Genomic DNA, 15,974 nt, shown 5'->3' on the forward strand with positions numbered 1-15,974 from the left:
TCCTTTCTGTCGACTTCTGACTACGAGACAGGCAGACAGATTGCCGCTGCGCGGCAAGTTGCGGGCAGGCTGCCCGCGCTCCCTGTGCATCAACTGCGGATCAGTTGCTCCCTGAGGGCATGAATGCGGTCCCGCACCTCGGCGGCCTGCTCGAATTCCAGGTTCTGGGCGTGGGCCAGCATTTGTTGCTCCAGCTCGTCAATCTGATGGCTGAGCTCTTTGGCGCTGGGCAGGTGTTCCGGCAGCGGCGTTTTCTCCTTGGCCCGTTTTGAACCCACTCGTTTGGTGCCGTCCAGATCCATCACATCGGTAATGCGCTTGTTAAGGCCGCGCGGCACTATGCCGTGCTCCTCGTTAAAGGCCTGCTGTTTGGCCCGGCGCCTTTCGGTTTCCCCCATGGCGGCGGCCATGGAGCGGGTCACCCGGTCGGCGTAGAGAATGGCCTTGCCGTTAAGGTTTCGCGCCGCCCGGCCAATGGTCTGGATCAGCGAACGCTCGGAGCGCAAAAAGCCTTCCTTGTCGGCATCGAGAATGGCCACCAGGGACACTTCCGGCATGTCCAGGCCTTCCCGCAGCAGGTTGATGCCCACCAGCACATCAAACTCGCCCAGGCGCAGATCGCGAATGATCTCCATGCGTTCCACGGTGTCGATGTCGGAGTGCAGATAGCGCACCTTGACGCCGTGCTCGTTGAGGTACTCGGTCAGATCCTCCGCCATGCGCTTGGTGAGCGTGGTTACCAGTACCCGCTCGCCTTTCTCCACTCGCAGCCTGGCTTCCGACAACAGATCGTCCACCTGGGTGGCCACCGGCCGCACTTCCAGTTCCGGATCGAGCAGGCCGGTGGGGCGCACCACCTGCTCGGCGATGTCGTCACCGGATTTGTCGAGCTCATAAGGGCCGGGGGTGGCCGACACAAACACCGTCTGCGGCATCAGCGCCTCGAACTCCTCAAAGCGCAGGGGTCTGTTATCGAGCGCCGAGGGCAGGCGGAATCCGTATTCCACCAGGGTTTCCTTGCGCGAACGGTCGCCCTTGTACATGCCCCCTATCTGGGGCACGGTGACGTGGGATTCGTCGATGATCAGCAGACCATCGCCAGGCAGGTAGTCAAACAGGGTGGGCGGCGGCTCACCTTCCGCCCGGCCGGAAAGGTAGCGGGAGTAGTTTTCAATGCCGGAGCAATAACCCAGCTCCTGGATCATCTCGATGTCGAACTGGGTGCGCTGGCTGATGCGCTGCTCTTCCAGCAGCTTGTTGGCCGAGAGCAGCTGGGCCTTGCGCTCCTGAAGCTCCACTTTAATGTGCTCAATGGCCTCCATCAGGGTTTCCCGCGGGGTCACATAGTGAGTCTTGGGGTAGATGGTAAAGCGCGCCAGGGTTTGCAGCACGGCGCCGGTCAGCGGGTCGAACAGGCTGAGGCGCTCGATTTCATCGTCGAACAACTCCACCCGCACCGCCTGATCATCCGATTCGGCGGGAAAGATATCGATCACCTCGCCGCGCACGCGAAAGGTACCACGCTGAAAGGCAGCGTCATTGCGGGTGTATTGTAGCTCCGCCAGCCGGCGCAGCATGTCCCGCTGCTCCAGCACATCACCGGTGCGCAGGTGCAGCATCATGCTGAGGTAGGACTGGGGATCCCCCAGGCCATAGATGGCCGACACCGATGCCACAATAATCACATCACGCCGCTCCATCAGCGCCTTGGTGGCCGACAGTCGCATCTGCTCGATGTGATCGTTGATGGAGGCATCCTTTTCAATAAAGGTATCGGTGGTGGGTACATAGGCTTCGGGCTGGTAATAGTCGTAGTAGGAAACGAAATATTCCACCGCGTTATGGGGAAAGAATTCCTTCATCTCGCCATAAAGCTGGGCCGCCAGCGTCTTGTTGGGCGCCAGCACCATGGTGGGCCGGTCAAGGGTGGCAATGACGTTGGCCATGGTGAAGGTCTTGCCCGAGCCGGTCACCCCCAGCAGGGTCTGGTGCGCCAGCCCGGATTCTATACCGTCCAGCAACTGCGCAATGGCGGTGGGCTGATCGCCGCCGGGTTGATAATCGCTCACCAGTTCAAACGTTTTGCTCATGTACCCTGCCTCCTCGCTATGCGAAGCCAGTGTACCCCCGACCGGTGTTTTTAGGCAAAAAACGACGCGGATGGCTTTAGTTAATGAAAAGCCATTTGGGGCTTGACCCGCCTGAGCAAGGCACGTATTATTCGCGGCCTCTTCACGAGATTCCCCCTTAGTTCAGTCGGTAGAACGGCGGACTGTTAATCCGTATGTCGCTGGTTCGAGTCCAGCAGGGGGAGCCACTTTTCGCCTTTCGGCCCTTGACTTATCCACTTCGTCAACAATTTCATTCAGCAAAAATTCACAAGTTAGTGCTTTTGCTCCATCCCTCGCCGGTGTTCATAAACCGAGCGGGATTTTTTCGTTGCAATTTATAAATAACTGATTTTTCAGGGTTTATTTATTGGCTGTTTTTTTACCGCCTTAATTGAAAGCCGCGCCCTGTCTGGCTTCTCACCGGTTCCGCTCACGCAATCCACACCCTTATCCACAGAAATGGTGGATAACCTGCCCCACCCCTTTCCCAACAAGGCTTTCGGCGGCTGTGTATAACCGGGAGCAGTTTAAGTGCCGAACGAAACACCAAACGACCGGTATGTTTTCAGGCCCCGGATTTGATCGAATGATTACAGACAGAATGGCGGCAAAGCCATGAAAAGGGCTCACTCGATGTGTTTTTTATTCCCTTTGGCACTGAATACATCACCAAAGCGTGAAAAGCCTCATTGTGATGACGCTTGCCGCGCACGCATGGCCCTGGCCACCGCCTCGGCGCGGGCACCCAGCACTACCTGCAGGTGGCGTTCACCCAGGCGTACCACTCCCCTAGCGCCCAGCGTTCTGAGCCGGGCGTCGTCTGCCAGGGCGGTATTTTTCAGAACAAGCCGCAACCGGGTAATACAGGCATCTATGTGTTCGATGTTGCCGGCTCCCCCCAGGGCGGCAATAAAGGCATCGGCATTCCCTTCGGCGCTACCGGTCTCTTTCTTCACGCTGGCCTCGGCATCCCGGCCGGGCGTGGGCAGATTCAGGACGCGGATCAGGCCATAAAATACCGTGAAATAAATCGAGGCCACCACCAGACCCAGCCCCACCAGCCGCCAGGGGTGAGTGGCCAGCCCCCAGTTCAGCACCAGATCAAACAGGCCGGCGGAAAAGCCAAAACCGTGCAGCACGCCCAGACCGTTGGCCGCCACCAGCGTCAGCCCGGTCAGCAGGGCATGCAGCACGTACAACAGCGGCGCCAGAAACATAAAGGTGAATTCCAGCGGCTCGGTAATGCCGGTAAGCAAGGAGGTCAGCGCCACCGACAGCAACAAACCGCCTACCCCGGCACGCCGGCCTTTGGGTGCCGCCAATACCATGGCCAGCGCCGCTGCCGGCAGCCCAAACATCATCACCGGAAAAAAGCCCGCCATAAAGGCCCCGGCGGTGGGATCGCCGGCAAAAAACCGGTTCAGATCCCCCCGGGTCACCTCGTCGGCAATCCGGGTAATGCTGGCGCCGTCCACCCCGGGCACGGCCCCGCCCGGGCTGAGGGTACCTGCCAGCGCCGGTGACAGGCAGATATTCTGCAACAGACCCGCCGCTTCATAACTCACCTTGATACACTCGCCCAGACCAAACCAGAACAGGGAATTGAGCACATGGTGCAGCCCCACCGGGATCAGCGCCCGGTTAAGCACACCATAGGCAAACTGCCCCCATGAGCCGGAGCTGGCCACGGCCTGGCCAAAGGCGTCGATGGCCTGCTGTATGGCCGGCCATACCAGCCCCACCACCACGGCCGCCAGCAGGCAAAACAGCCCGGTCATGATCGGCACCAGCCGTTTGCCGCCGAAGAAGCCGAGATAGTCGGGCAGCCGCACGGCGTGAAAGCGGTTGTAGCTGTGACCGGCGATGATGCCGGCGATAATGCCGCCAAAAAACGACAGCTCAATACCGGCATTCAGGGTAACCACGGCGCCGGTCAGCACCAGATAGCCCACAGCGCCGGCCAGGGCCGCCGCCCCCGCATCGTCCCTGGCCAGCCCCACGGCAATGCCAAGGGCAAACAGCAGTGGCAGTTGATCGAAAATGGCGGCCCCCGCCGCCGCCATAAAAGGTATACTGAGCAGATCCGGCTGCCCGAGACGCAACAACAGGGCCGCCACCGGCAGGGTGGCAATGGGCAGCATCAGGGCCTTGCCCAGGGTTTGCAGGTATCCCAACAGGTTCACGGTGTTCTCCCTGTGCTGGCGAGCCAGTCCGCTGGCCCATGGTAAGAAAACGACACTTTTTTTATTATAAAAAACAACATTGCCCCTAAAGGTTTCAGACATGCGCCTGCTCCCCCTGGCCGACGCCGAACAGGTTGGCCGACGGGCCGCCCGCCACATTGCCAGCCGTATTCGGGTGTTCGCGCCCAGCGCAAAACGCCCCTTTGTACTCGGCCTGCCCACCGGCAGCACGCCCCTGCCAACCTACCGGGCCCTGATCCGGTTATACCAGGCGGGCGAGCTCAGCTTTCGTTACGTGGTGACCTTTAATATGGATGAATACGTGGGTCTGCCCCAAACGCACCCTCAACGCTACCGTGCCTTTATGCACGAACAGCTGTTCAGCCACATTGATATTCCTGCGGATCACATTCATCTGCCCGAGGGCATGGCCGGCGATCTGCAGGCCGAATGCCACCGCTACGAAGCCCGGCTCGCGCAATACGGTCCGGTACGGCTGTTTCTGGCGGGCGTGGGAAGCAATGGCCATCTGGCCTTTAACGAGCCCGGCTCCTCACCGACCTCGCGCACCCGGGTGGTTGAGCTCACCGAGGACACCCGCCGGGCCAATGCCCGCTTTTTTGACGACGACCCGGCGCTCGTGCCTGCCCGGGCCCTGACCGTGGGCCTGGGCACCCTGCTGGATGCCGAGGAAATCGTGTTACTGATCACCGGTGCCCACAAGGCGCGCGCCCTGCAGGCAGTGACAGAGGGTCCGGCAAGCCCGCAATGGCCGGTGTCGGCACTGCAACGCCACCCCAATACCCTGATTTTCTGTGATGCCGATGCCACGTCCGCGCTTCACCCCAACACCCTGCGCCATTTTCAGCAACGCGAAGCCGAGCGGCTTTGCTGCCCGGAGTAAGCCATGTACGCCCTGACCCACTGCACCCTGTTTGATGGTAATCGCCTGCACAGCAACACCGCCCTGGTGATCGAGGGGGAGCGCATTGCCGCCCTGGTGCCCGAAGAGCAACTGGATACCGAGCTTGAGCAAATCAGCCTGCACGGTGCCGTGCTCAGCGCCGGCTTTATTGATCTGCAGCTCAACGGCTGCGGCGGCGTCATGTTCAACAGCGACATCAGCGCCGACACCCTCGACACCATGCACGCCGCCAACCTCAAGGCGGGCACCACCACCTTTCTGCCGACCCTTATTACCTGCCCCGACGACCATATGCGCCGGGCGGTGGCCGTGGTGCGAGACTACATGACGCGCCACCCTGACCGGGTGCCAGGCCTGCACCTGGAAGGCCCCTACACCAATCTGGCCCGGCGAGGCATTCATCCGGCGGCACAGATCCGGGCGCTCGACACAGACATGCTGGCATTTTTGTGTGACCACGCCGCCACCATTGCCATGCTGACCCTGGCGCCCGAGGTGAACGATTCAGGCCATCTGGCACGGCTGAAGGCCGCCGGCATTCGGCTGGCCATGGGTCACACCGGCGCCGACTACGACCAGGCCATGGCGGGCTTTGAGGCCGGCATCGGCTTTGCCACTCATCTCTACAATGCCATGACGCCCACCGCCAACGGCCGCCAGCCCGGCGCCGTGGGCGCGGTGTTTGACGCCCCCAATGTGGGCGCCGGCATTATCGTCGACGGCCATCATGTGCATTACGCCAATGTGCGCCTGGCCCACCGAGTGCTGGGGAAAAGGCTGTGCCTGGTGACCGACGCCACCGCCGCCGCCGGCGCACCGGCGGGCTTTACGCACTTCGACTTTTGCGGCGCCACCGTGTTTCTGCGCGACGGCAAGTGCGTGGATGAACACGGCACCTTGGGCGGCTCGGCGCTGACCATGATCGAGGGGGTGAAAAACCTGGTGCAGCAGGCGGGCCTGAGCCTGGAAAATGCACTCGCCATGGCCAGCCGCAACCCGGCCCGGGTGCTTGGGCTGGAACGGCATATCGGCATGGCCTCTCCCGGCCGGGTCGCCAATCTGGTAGCATTCGACGCACATTTCAATGTGGTTACCACTGTCGTCAACGGACAATTTTCATCATGACCCACGGACAAATCGCCAACGTCGATCTGGTCAAACAGGTCAACAGCTCGGCCGTGTATCGGCTTATCGACAGCAGGGGCCCCATTTCCCGGGTACGCATCGCCGAGCTCAGTCATCTGGCGCCGGCCAGCGTGACCAAGATCACCCGCGCCCTGCTGGAGCAGGGACTGATCCAGGAGCTTGAGCATCAGGCCTCCACCGGCGGCCGGCGCGCCATCTCGCTGACGACGGTGACCCGGGATTTTTATCTGGTGTCGGTCAAGCTGGGCCGGGAGGAGCTGCAACTGACCCTGTACGATCTGGCCGGTCAGCACCATGCCCATCAGGTACTGCCTTTTCCCCGCCGGGAGCGCGACGTGCTGCTGGCCGCCCTGCACCGGCACATTGCCGACTTTATGCAGCGCCATGCCGGCACTCACCGGCTGATGGCCGTGGCCGTGATCATGCCCGGGCTCACCGACGCCCAGGCCGGCCGGGTGATCCACCACCCCAGCTACCCGCTGGCCGGCGTACCGCTGGCCCAGGCCCTTGGCGATGCCCTGGGGCTGCCGGTATTTATCGGCAACGACATTCGCGCTCAGGCCCTGGCCGAGCATTATTACGGCGCCTCAAAAGACAGTCTGGATTCGGTGCTGGTGAGCGTGCATCACGGCGTGGGGGCCGGCATCATTACCGAAGGCCGCATCTTCAAGAGTCAGGGCCGGGACGTGGCGGAAATCGGCCATATTCACATGGACCCATTGGGGGATCGCTGCGATTGCGGCAATGTCGGCTGCCTGGAAACCATGGTGGCCGATGCCGCCCTGTTGCATCAGGCCAGCCGCATGCTGGCCCAGGGCTACGACAGCAGCCTGGCCGGCCAGGCGCTGACCATGAGCGCACTGTGCCAGGCGGCGCTGGCCGACGACCGGCTGGCGCTCACCATTCTGCGCCGGGCCGCCGAGCGCCTGGGACAGGCGGTGGCCATAGTGGTGAACCTGTTCAACCCGCAACAGGTGCTGCTGAGCGGCGCCCTGTGTGAGGCCGAGGAGATCGTATTCCCCATCATCAACCGGGCCATTACCCATCAGTCCCTGCCCGGCTTTCATCAGGGTCAGCCCATTATTCGTGCTCGCTTTCAGGATGATCAGACCATTGGCGGTCTGGCCCTGGTCAAGCGCGCCCTGCTGGAAGGCGAGCTGTTGCAACGCATTATGGAGCCAAAATCATGAGCAATATCGTTTTCAGTACCGATCCCGACTGGCAACCGCAGCAAAACGGCGGCCAGTCAGACTCAGGGCTGTTTCCCGACGATGGCATTGTGCGCCTGCGCCGGGAAACCAAGGGCCGCAAGGGTGCCGGTGTCATTTGCGTGTATGGCATCGGCTCCGACCGGGTCGGCGAGGTAGCCAAGAAGCTCAAGAAGCAGCTGGGTACCGGTGGTGCCGTGAAAAAGGGCGTAATCGAAATTCAGGGTGATCGCCTCGAGCAGATCAGGCAATGGCTGGAAAAAGCCGGCTTTACCGTGAAGCAGGTGGGTGGCTGAGCACAAGGGCCTTGAACTTGCGAGCCAAATGAATAAAATACCGCTTTCCCTGCTCAAGGGGGAGTAGTCGCTATCGGAGCCATTCCGAAGACGGTCGTCAACATAGTTGGTGCAAAATCACCATGGTGGCCGTGACCTTTAGGGGTTTGACGAGACCTTTGACAGACGAGTGCCGATACCGGGGACGGGCGGCAGGCGTCTGTTCATTGGTAACAATAACCCTGTCCCCTTTGGTATGACTCTTGGAAGCACTCACCACCTCTACCCTGGCGGTTTCCATCGCCGAAATCGGCGATAAAACGCAACTGCTGGCCCTGCTGCTGGCCTGCCGGTTCAGAAAGCCCATGCCCATTGTGCTGGGTATTTTTTTCGCCACCATTCTCAATCATGCCCTGGCCGGCTCGGTAGGTCTCTGGATCCAGTCCTGGCTTGATCCACAATGGCTGCGCTGGCTGTTGGCGGTATCCTTCTTCGCCATGGCAGCCTGGATGATGATCCCCGACAAGGCCGATGACGAAGACAGCCGTTTTTACCGCCTGGGCCCCTTTGTGGCCACCTTTGTGCTGTTTTTCCTGGCGGAAATCGGAGACAAGACCCAAATCGCCACCACCCTGCTGGCGGCGCGCTTTGTGGATGAGTTCTGGCTGGTGGTGGCCGGCACCACCCTCGGCATGATGGTGGCCAACCTGCCCGCGGTACTGGTGGGGCACAAGGGTGCAGGACGTATTCCCATGCACTGGGTGCATGGCGTCAGTGCCATTATTTTTGTGGCACTGGGCATCACCACCCTGTGGTGGCCGATTTAAGCGGTACTTTGACAGCAATGAAAAAGGCCCCGCATTGCGGGGCCCTTTTCCATCACCCGTAGATATTAAAGCTCTCTGCGTTCAGCCACAGGTGCACCATGATGCTGGCCACGTAGCCCAGGGCGATCACCGGGGCCCACTTAAGGTGGCCGGCAAAGGTATACATGCCTCTGGCCTGGCCCATCAGGGCAACCCCGGCGGCGGAGCCGATGGACAACAGGCTGCCGCCCACACCGGCAGTCAGGGTGATCAGCAGCCAGTTGCCGTGAGACATTTCCGGCTGCATGGTCAGCACCGCGAACATCACCGGAATGTTATCGACGATGGCCGACAGCACCCCGAGGGTAATGTTGGCGTAAACCGCATCCCAGCTGGTGTAAAGCAGATCGGAGACCAGCGCCAGGTAGCCCATGTAGCCCAGGCCCCCCACGCACATCACCACGCCGTAGAAGAACAGCAGGGTATCCCACTCGGCCCGCGCCACCCGGTTAAATACATCAAAGGGCACCACGCTGCCGAGGCGCTTCAGGGCTTCGTCATCGCCCCGCTTGCGGGCCATGGCCCGTTTGCGTGCCAGTGACCCCGGCAGGGTCTGACGCAGGTAATAGCCAAAGAATTGCAGATAGCCCAGACCGGTCATCATGCCCAGTACCGGCGGCAGGTGCAGCAGGCTGTGGCAGGCCACGGCGGAGGCGATGGTCAGCAAAAATAGCATCACAATGCGAATGGCACCGCGCTTGAGCTCCACCTCTTCATACTGGGCGGCGGGCTTGCGATTTTCGATAAAGAAGTTCATCGCCAATGCCGGCACCAGGTAGTTGACCAGCGACGGAATAAACAGAATGAAGAATTCGTTGAACTTGACGATGCCCGCCTGCCATACCATAAGGGTGGTGATATCGCCAAAGGGACTGAAGGCACCGCCGGCGTTGGCGGCAATCACGATATTGACACAACAGAGGTTGATAAAGCGGTTGTCGCCTTCCGCCACCTTGGTGACCACGGCGCACATCAGCAGGGCCGTGGTCAGGTTGTCGGCGATGGGCGAGATAAAAAAGGCCAGAAAGCCGGTGAGCCAGAACAGTGACTTGTAACTGAAGCCCCGGCGAATCATCCAGGCCCGCAGAGCATCGAACAGCCGCCGCTCTTCCATGGCGTTGATGTAGGTCATGGCCACCAGCAGGAACAGCAGCAATTCTGCATATTCAAGCAGATTTAGGCGAAACGCTTCTTCCGTCACGCCGGGTATGCCGTTATTCATGTAGGTCCAGCCAATGGCGGTCCAGATAATACCGGCGGCGATCAGCACGGGTTTGGACTTGCGCAGGTGCAGGTATTCTTCTCCCATCACCAGCAGGTAGGCGACCACAAAGATGGCCACCGCAAACACGCCCACCCCGGTGGCGGTGAGGTCCAGTTGTCCGGTGGTGGCTGCCAGCGCTGGCGCGCTTGATAACGCCGCCAGGCCGCCCATTAACAGGCACAGTTTCCTTGTCATTGTTATTCTCGCTTTTATTGTTTTGGCTATAGTTACCGGCTTTTCCCGCGTACGGGCAAAGCCCTTGAAAAGGCTATCACAAAGCCGGTGGCACCCGCAGGTCGGTTTCCCGACGCGGCTCTCAATTTTGATAAATGCAGGTAACCGGGCCAGAGGGCAGGCCAAAAACAAAATAAATATTTAGTCTTGTTTTTTGCATTAATTTTCATGATGATAAGCCGGTGTTTTTCTGGCTATCAAGGACAAGCCCGTGCGCGAAAATGATGCCGCCCTGGTCAAGGCGTTTCGTCAATCCAGCCCCTATGTGAATCTGCATCGCGGCTCCACCTTTGTCATCATGCTGGGTGGCGAAGCCATCGATCAGGAAAACTTTCCCAACATCATCAGCGACATCGCGCTGCTTACCAGTCTGGGCGTGCGGCTGGTCATCGTGTTCGGCGCCCGCCCCCAGATTGACCGCGGACTGACCGAAGCCGGCCTCTCCGGCGTGTTTCACAAACATACCCGGGTCACCGACGAGCCCAGCTTTCGCGTGATCAAGGACGTCTGCGGCGGTCTGCAGATGGACATTACCGCCCGGCTGTCCATGGGGCTGATTAATACCCCCATGCAGAATGCCCGCATCAACGTGGTCACCGGCAACTTCGTGATTGCCCAACCCCTGGGCGTGGACGACGGCGTCGACTATGTTCACTCGGGCCGGGTTCGCCGCATTCATACCGACACCATTCATCACCAGCTCGCCAACGGTGCCACCGTGCTGATCTCTCCCATCGGCTTTTCGGTCACCGGCGAGAGTTTCAACCTGTCGTCGGAAGAGCTGGCCCGGCGGCTGGCCATTGAACTCAAGGCCGACAAGCTGATCGGCTTTTGTTCTCAGCGCGGCGTGCTCAACGAAAACGGCGTGGCCATTGCCGAGCTGTTTCCCGAGCAGGCGGAAGAACACCTGCAAAAGCTGCTGGAAGAAGGCGAAAGCCTGTCGGGCACCGCCCGTTACCTGCGCGCGGCCATCTCCAGCTGCCGGGGCGGCGTGCCCCGCAGCCACCTGGTGAGCTACAAGGAAGACGGCGCCCTGATCCAGGAGCTGTTTACCCGTGACGGCCTGGGCACCCAGATCGTCAGCCTGAGCGCCGAGCAGGCCCGTCAGGCCCACATCGACGACATTGGCGGTATTCTGGATCTGATCCGGCCCATGGAAGAAGAAGGCGTGCTGGTGCGCCGCTCCCGGGAGCAGCTGGAAATGGAAATCGATCAGTTCACCATCATCGAGAAAGACGGCGCCATTATCGGCTGCGCCGCCCTCTACCCCTTTCCCGAGGAAGGCATGGCCGAAATGGCCTGTGTGGCCATTCATCCGGACTACCGCAAGGGCAGCCGGGGTGACATGTTGCTGAACAAGATCGAAGAGCAGGCCCGCAAGCGTGGTATGAGCCGGCTGTTCATTCTCACCACCCGCTCCATTCACTGGTTCCAGGAGCGGGGGTTCAAACCGGACGACGTCAACGCCCTGCCCATGGGCAAACAAAAGCTCTATAACTTTCAGCGTCGTTCCCGAATCATGATTAAAGAGCTCAACTGAACGATTTCACCACGTCACCATTGACAGTTGTGTCTTAAGCCAGTAGTTATAGGGCCGCCTCAGTACAATGTGCTGAGACAACGAGAAGAGGCGCGTTGTTCAGGCAGCCGGCAGCAGGAGTCGCCACTCCGATGATCGCCGGTCAGGGGAACAACGCCGAGACGACGACCGGTGGCATAACGGTCGTTGTCGGCTGCGAAGGCTGAATCCTTCGGGCTGTCACCTGTTGGGTGGAGTGCTTCCTGATGACCTTTCCATGTCTTCGCAGTCGTTCCCCCCGTAATTTGAATTTACCTAGCAAAGCAAGGAGCTTGCCTTGAACCAACCCGTTGTAGCCAAATTCGGTGGAACCAGTGTTGCCGACGCCGATGCCATGAGCCGTTGCGCCGCCATTCTCGAACAAAACCCCGGTACCCGGCTGGCGGTACTGAGCGCCAGCTCCGGCGTCACCAACCTGCTGGTAGCGCTGGCCTCGGGCGCCCATGGCCCCGAAGAGCGGGAAGAGCTGCTGCAGAAGCTGGCCGCCATTGAGCACGGCATTCTCGACAGCCTAGAACGCCCGGAGATGCTGACCCGGCACATCGAAGACATTCTCGGTCATATTCGTGAACTGGCCGACAGCGCCGCGATCAGCCCCACCAAGGCCATTGCCGACGAAATCGTGGCTCAAGGCGAGCTGATGTCGACCCGGCTGTTCGTGGAGCTGCTGCGCCGCCGTGGCACCGACGCGGTCTGGTTTGACGTACGCAAGGTGATGCGCACCGACGATCGCTTCGGTCGTGCCACCCCGGATCTGGCCAGCCTCAAGGCGGAAGTGGAAAAGGAGCTCAAGCCCCTGTGCGACAAGCAGCTGGTGGTCACTCAGGGCTTTATTGGCGGTGCCCCCGACGGCCGTACCACCACGCTGGGACGAGGCGGCAGCGATTACTCCGCCGCCCTGCTGGGCGAGGCGCTGAGCGCGGCCGCGGTGGAAATCTGGACCGATGTGCCCGGCATTTACACCACGGATCCGCGCCTGGTGAGCGAGGCCCGCGCCATTCCCGAAATCAGCTTCAGCGAAGCGTCCGAAATGGCCACCTTTGGTGCCAAGGTGCTGCACCCGGCCACCCTGCAGCCGGCGGTACGCTGCCAGATCCCGGTGTTTGTCGGCTCCAGCCGGGCACCGGAAGAAGGGGGCACCTGGATTCGCAACACCACTCCCAGCCAGCCGCTATTCCGGGCCCTGGCCCTGCGCCGTAACCAGGTGCTGCTGACCCTGACCAGCCAGAGCATGTTTCAGGCCCACGGTTTTCTGGCCGAGGTGTTTGGTATTCTGGCCAAGCACAAGATTTCGGTGGATCTCATCACCACCTCCGAGATCAGCGTGTCCCTGACTCTGGACGCCGGTGCCGAGTTGCTGACCCAGGAAGTACAGGACGAGCTGGCCAAACACTGCCATCTCAAGGTGGAAGACGGCCTGGCACTGGTGGCGCTGATCGGCAACCGCATGAGTGAGGCCGGCGGTACCGCCACCCGGGTGTTCCAGGCCATTGATGAAGTAAATATTCGCATGATCTGCTACGGCGCCAGCCCCCACAACTTCTGCTTCCTGGTGGATGAAGGCAATGCCAATCAGGTGATTGCCGATCTGCACAAGGAACTGCTGCCGGCGTAAAAATCAGCTGGAAGCAAATGATAACGGCGCTGTGGAATACAGCGCCGTTTTTTATTTTAGGTAGATGGAACTCGCCGACTAGCCGTTCAGAAGCCAGGCGGTGAACAACCCCGCCAGCAGGGAGATGCCCATGGCCCAGGCCACGCGCCGGCCCAGCGCCCTGTCCCCCAGGCTGACCGCCATGCCCGCCTTTACCAGGTTGTTGACCGAGGCCGCCAGCACTATGCCCAGCACCGCCGTGCCAGGTGCCAGACTACCCTGGGACATACGGGTTAACGACAGGGTAATGGCATCCACATCGGTCACCCCGGACGCCAGCGCCAGCAGCAGCACACCGGCATTGCCCATCGCCTGCTTGAGCCACTCCCCCACTACCATGATCAACAATATCAGCCCACCAAACAGCAGCGCTGACTTGAGATCCAGCGGGTTCATGTTAAGGCTGGGCTGCTCCACACAGCCACCGGCCCGGTGCCGGCGCCAGATGATGGCAGCGGGGCCATAGAGCAGCAGCGTCATCACCAGCACCGGCCACCAGAGCGTGGCCAACAAGGCCGGATTGATCAGGGCGCAATACACCAGTATGCGGGGAAACATGGTGCCGCAGGCCAGCAGCACACCGGCGGCCAGCAGCGGCGACAGCACCGGCGACTCCTTTGACAGTCGGGAGTAATGCAGGGTCAGAGCGGTGGATGAACTCAGTCCGGCAAACAGGCTGGTAAACAGAATGCCCTTTTCGGTACCGCCCACGCGAATGGCGAAATAACCCAGAAAGGAAATGGAGGCGATCAACACTACCATCCACCAGATCTCGAACGGGTTGACCACGCCCCCCGGGCCCATTTGCTGGTTGGGCAATAACGGCAGCATCACCACAGTGATCAGCAACAGCTTGAGGCCGGCATCCAGCTCGTGCTCCCGAAGCTTGCGCAACAGGCCGTGAATTTCCCGCTTGTTGTCGAGAATAAAGGCGGTGATCACCGCGGCGGTGGCGGCAATGGCCGGGCTGTCGACCACCGCCAGGGCGCCAAAACAGAACGTCAGCAGCAGGCCAATGCTGCCGGTAATGCTGAAGTCGTTAAGGGTTCGGGCCTGCGCCCGGTAGGCCACCAGATTGATGGCCACCACCCCCAGCAGGCCCACGGCAATCAGCCAGTGCCCCACGGTAAAACCCAGCAGGGCGATCAGGCCCCCCAGCAGCCCTACCAGGGCATGGGTGCGAATGCCGGCAATGCGCTGGCCGGACTCGGCATCCCGCCATTGCCAGCCACGCTGAATGCCGATAAGCGCCCCCAGCAAGAGGGCAATGCCCAGACGCACCAGGGTCTGATGGCCACTCCAGAGTTCGGCGGCCAGCTCACTCATATATCGCTGCCACCCTCAACCCCGCCTTTCAGTACTCGCTCCAGAGGCTCATGCTCCAGACCATGGGCCTCGGCCACCGCCTGGTACACCACCTTGCCATTATGCACGTTAAGACCACGGGCCAGGTGGGCATCGTCGTTCAGCGCACCGCGCCAGCCCTTGTTGGCCAGGGCCTGCACAAAGGGCAAGGTGGCGTTGGTCAGCGCCAGGGTGGACGTTCGGGCCACACCGCCGGGCATGTTGGCCACGCAGTAGTGCACCACCCCATCCACTTCAAAGGTAGGCTGCTGATGAGTCGTGGGCTTGCTGGTTTCAAAGCAGCCGCCCTGATCGATGGCCACATCCACCAGCACGGCGCCCTGAGGCAGCTTTTTCAGCATCTCCCGGGTGACCAGCTTGGGCGCCGATGCGCCGGGGATGAGCACGGCGCCAATCACCAGATCGGCGTGGGGCAGCTCGGCCTCGATGGCATCGGCGGTGGAATACTGGGTCTTGATCCCCGGACCATAGATGGCATCGAGCTGGGTGAGCCGGGGCAGTGACTTGTCGAAAATGGTGACATCGGCGCCCAGCCCCATGGCCATGCGCGCGGCGTTGATGCCGACCACACCGCCCCCCAGCACCAGCACCCGGGCCGGGGCTACGCCGGGCACGCCCCCCAGCAACACACCCCGCCCCCCTTGAGCTTTCTCCAGGCAATGGGCACCGGCCTGCACCGCCATGCGCCCGGCCACCTCACTCATGGGCGCCAGCAACGGCAGGCCGCCGTGAGCGTCGGTGACGGTTTCATAGGCAATGGCGGTGCAGCCCGAGGCCAGCAACCCCTTGGTCTGAGCTTCATCCGGAGCGAGGTGCAGGTAGGTAAACAACACCTGGCCGGGCTTAAGCCGACGGTATTCCTCGGGCTGGGGCTCCTTGACCTTGACGATCAGCTCCGCTCCGGCAAACAGGGCCGCTACGTCCGCCACCAGCTCGGCACCGGCGGCGGCATACTGGTCGTCACAAAAGCCCACGCCCTCGCCCGCTCCGGTTTGCACCCGTACTCGGTGTCCGGCCCGGATCAGTTCGCGCACACCGGCGGGCGTCATGCCCACCCGGTATTCGTTGTTCTTGATTTCCTTGGGTACTGCGATATCCATGTTCAACCCCTGTGTGCCTTGGTGTTTTAGAGTAGAATGCAGCTCACAACACGGCCGCTGGTAT

12 protein-coding genes, 1 tRNA gene and 2 riboswitches are annotated in these 15,974 nt (G+C 61.2%); of the genes, 8 read left to right on the forward strand and 5 right to left on the reverse strand.

Going from position 1 to position 15,974, the window contains the following annotated elements:
• Window positions 1–89 precede the first annotated feature (89 nt).
• Window positions 90–2,090, reverse strand: coding sequence for an excinuclease ABC subunit UvrB (uvrB, locus tag Q9290_RS03785; protein ID WP_306078310.1), 2,001 nt, complete (start codon window positions 2,088–2,090; stop codon window positions 90–92).
• A gap of 151 nt (window positions 2,091–2,241) precedes the next feature.
• Here uvrB and Q9290_RS03790 point away from each other — a divergent pair.
• Window positions 2,242–2,317, forward strand: a tRNA-Asn gene (locus Q9290_RS03790).
• 480 nt (window positions 2,318–2,797) lie between these two features.
• Here Q9290_RS03790 and nagE read toward each other — a convergent pair.
• Window positions 2,798–4,294, reverse strand: coding sequence for an N-acetylglucosamine-specific PTS transporter subunit IIBC (gene nagE / locus Q9290_RS03795; protein WP_306078311.1), 1,497 nt, complete (start codon window positions 4,292–4,294; stop codon window positions 2,798–2,800).
• Between the two features lie 100 nt (window positions 4,295–4,394).
• Here nagE and nagB point away from each other — a divergent pair, with 100 nt between their 5' ends.
• The 5 genes from nagB to Q9290_RS03820 all read left to right on the forward strand — a co-directional run bounded on the left by nagB (window position 4,395) and on the right by Q9290_RS03820 (window position 8,675).
• Window positions 4,395–5,198 (forward strand): glucosamine-6-phosphate deaminase, encoded by an 804-nt coding sequence (gene nagB, locus Q9290_RS03800; protein WP_306078312.1) that lies wholly within the window; start codon window positions 4,395–4,397, stop codon window positions 5,196–5,198.
• A 3-nt stretch (window positions 5,199–5,201) separates the two neighbouring features.
• Window positions 5,202–6,344 carry an N-acetylglucosamine-6-phosphate deacetylase gene (gene nagA / locus Q9290_RS03805; RefSeq protein ID WP_306078313.1) on the forward strand — a complete coding sequence of 381 codons (1,143 nt, stop codon included), beginning with the start codon at window positions 5,202–5,204 and terminating at the stop codon, window positions 6,342–6,344.
• Window positions 6,341–7,555, forward strand: coding sequence for an ROK family transcriptional regulator (locus Q9290_RS03810; RefSeq protein ID WP_306078314.1), 1,215 nt, complete (start codon window positions 6,341–6,343; stop codon window positions 7,553–7,555). Before nagA ends, Q9290_RS03810 begins: the two co-directional genes overlap by 4 nt.
• Complete coding sequence (locus Q9290_RS03815; RefSeq protein ID WP_306078315.1) at window positions 7,552–7,869, forward strand: translation initiation factor; 318 nt, start codon at window positions 7,552–7,554, stop codon at window positions 7,867–7,869. The genes Q9290_RS03810 and Q9290_RS03815 overlap by 4 nt, the downstream gene beginning before the upstream one ends.
• Window positions 7,870–7,915: 46 nt before the next feature.
• Window positions 7,916–8,089: riboswitch (yybP-ykoY riboswitch) on the forward strand.
• Between the two features lie 22 nt (window positions 8,090–8,111).
• Window positions 8,112–8,675 carry a TMEM165/GDT1 family protein gene (locus Q9290_RS03820; RefSeq protein WP_306078316.1) on the forward strand — a complete coding sequence of 188 codons (564 nt, stop codon included), beginning with the start codon at window positions 8,112–8,114 and terminating at the stop codon, window positions 8,673–8,675.
• Between the two features lie 52 nt (window positions 8,676–8,727).
• On the opposite strand, the gene nhaD is transcribed toward Q9290_RS03820, so the two are convergent.
• Complete coding sequence (gene nhaD / locus Q9290_RS03825; RefSeq protein ID WP_306078317.1) at window positions 8,728–10,173, reverse strand: sodium:proton antiporter NhaD; 1,446 nt, start codon at window positions 10,171–10,173, stop codon at window positions 8,728–8,730.
• Between the two features lie 250 nt (window positions 10,174–10,423).
• Here nhaD and argA point away from each other — a divergent pair, with 250 nt between their 5' ends.
• Together argA and lysC are read left to right on the forward strand one after the other, a co-directional pair.
• Entirely contained in the window at window positions 10,424–11,752 is a 1,329-nt protein-coding gene (argA, locus tag Q9290_RS03830; RefSeq protein ID WP_306078318.1) for an amino-acid N-acetyltransferase, read from the forward strand.
• A 77-nt stretch (window positions 11,753–11,829) separates the two neighbouring features.
• A riboswitch (Lysine riboswitch) is annotated at window positions 11,830–12,001 on the forward strand.
• Between the two features lie 67 nt (window positions 12,002–12,068).
• Window positions 12,069–13,406, forward strand: a complete 1,338-nt coding sequence (lysC, locus tag Q9290_RS03835; protein WP_306078319.1) for a lysine-sensitive aspartokinase 3 — start codon at window positions 12,069–12,071, stop codon at window positions 13,404–13,406.
• Window positions 13,407–13,484: 78 nt separating this feature from the next.
• Here lysC and Q9290_RS03840 read toward each other — a convergent pair whose 3' ends face one another.
• Window positions 13,485–14,771, reverse strand: coding sequence for an MgtC/SapB family protein (locus Q9290_RS03840; RefSeq protein WP_306078320.1), 1,287 nt, complete (start codon window positions 14,769–14,771; stop codon window positions 13,485–13,487).
• Window positions 14,768–15,910: an alanine dehydrogenase gene (gene ald, locus Q9290_RS03845; RefSeq protein ID WP_306078321.1), complete on the reverse strand. Its 1,143-nt coding sequence runs from the start codon at window positions 15,908–15,910 to the stop codon at window positions 14,768–14,770. Before ald ends, Q9290_RS03840 begins: the two co-directional genes overlap by 4 nt.
• Between the last annotated feature and the right edge of the window lie 64 nt (window positions 15,911–15,974).

The organism is Oceanimonas aquatica (assembly GCF_030732065.1).
Taxonomy (GTDB): Bacteria; Pseudomonadota; Gammaproteobacteria; order Enterobacterales; family Aeromonadaceae; genus Oceanimonas.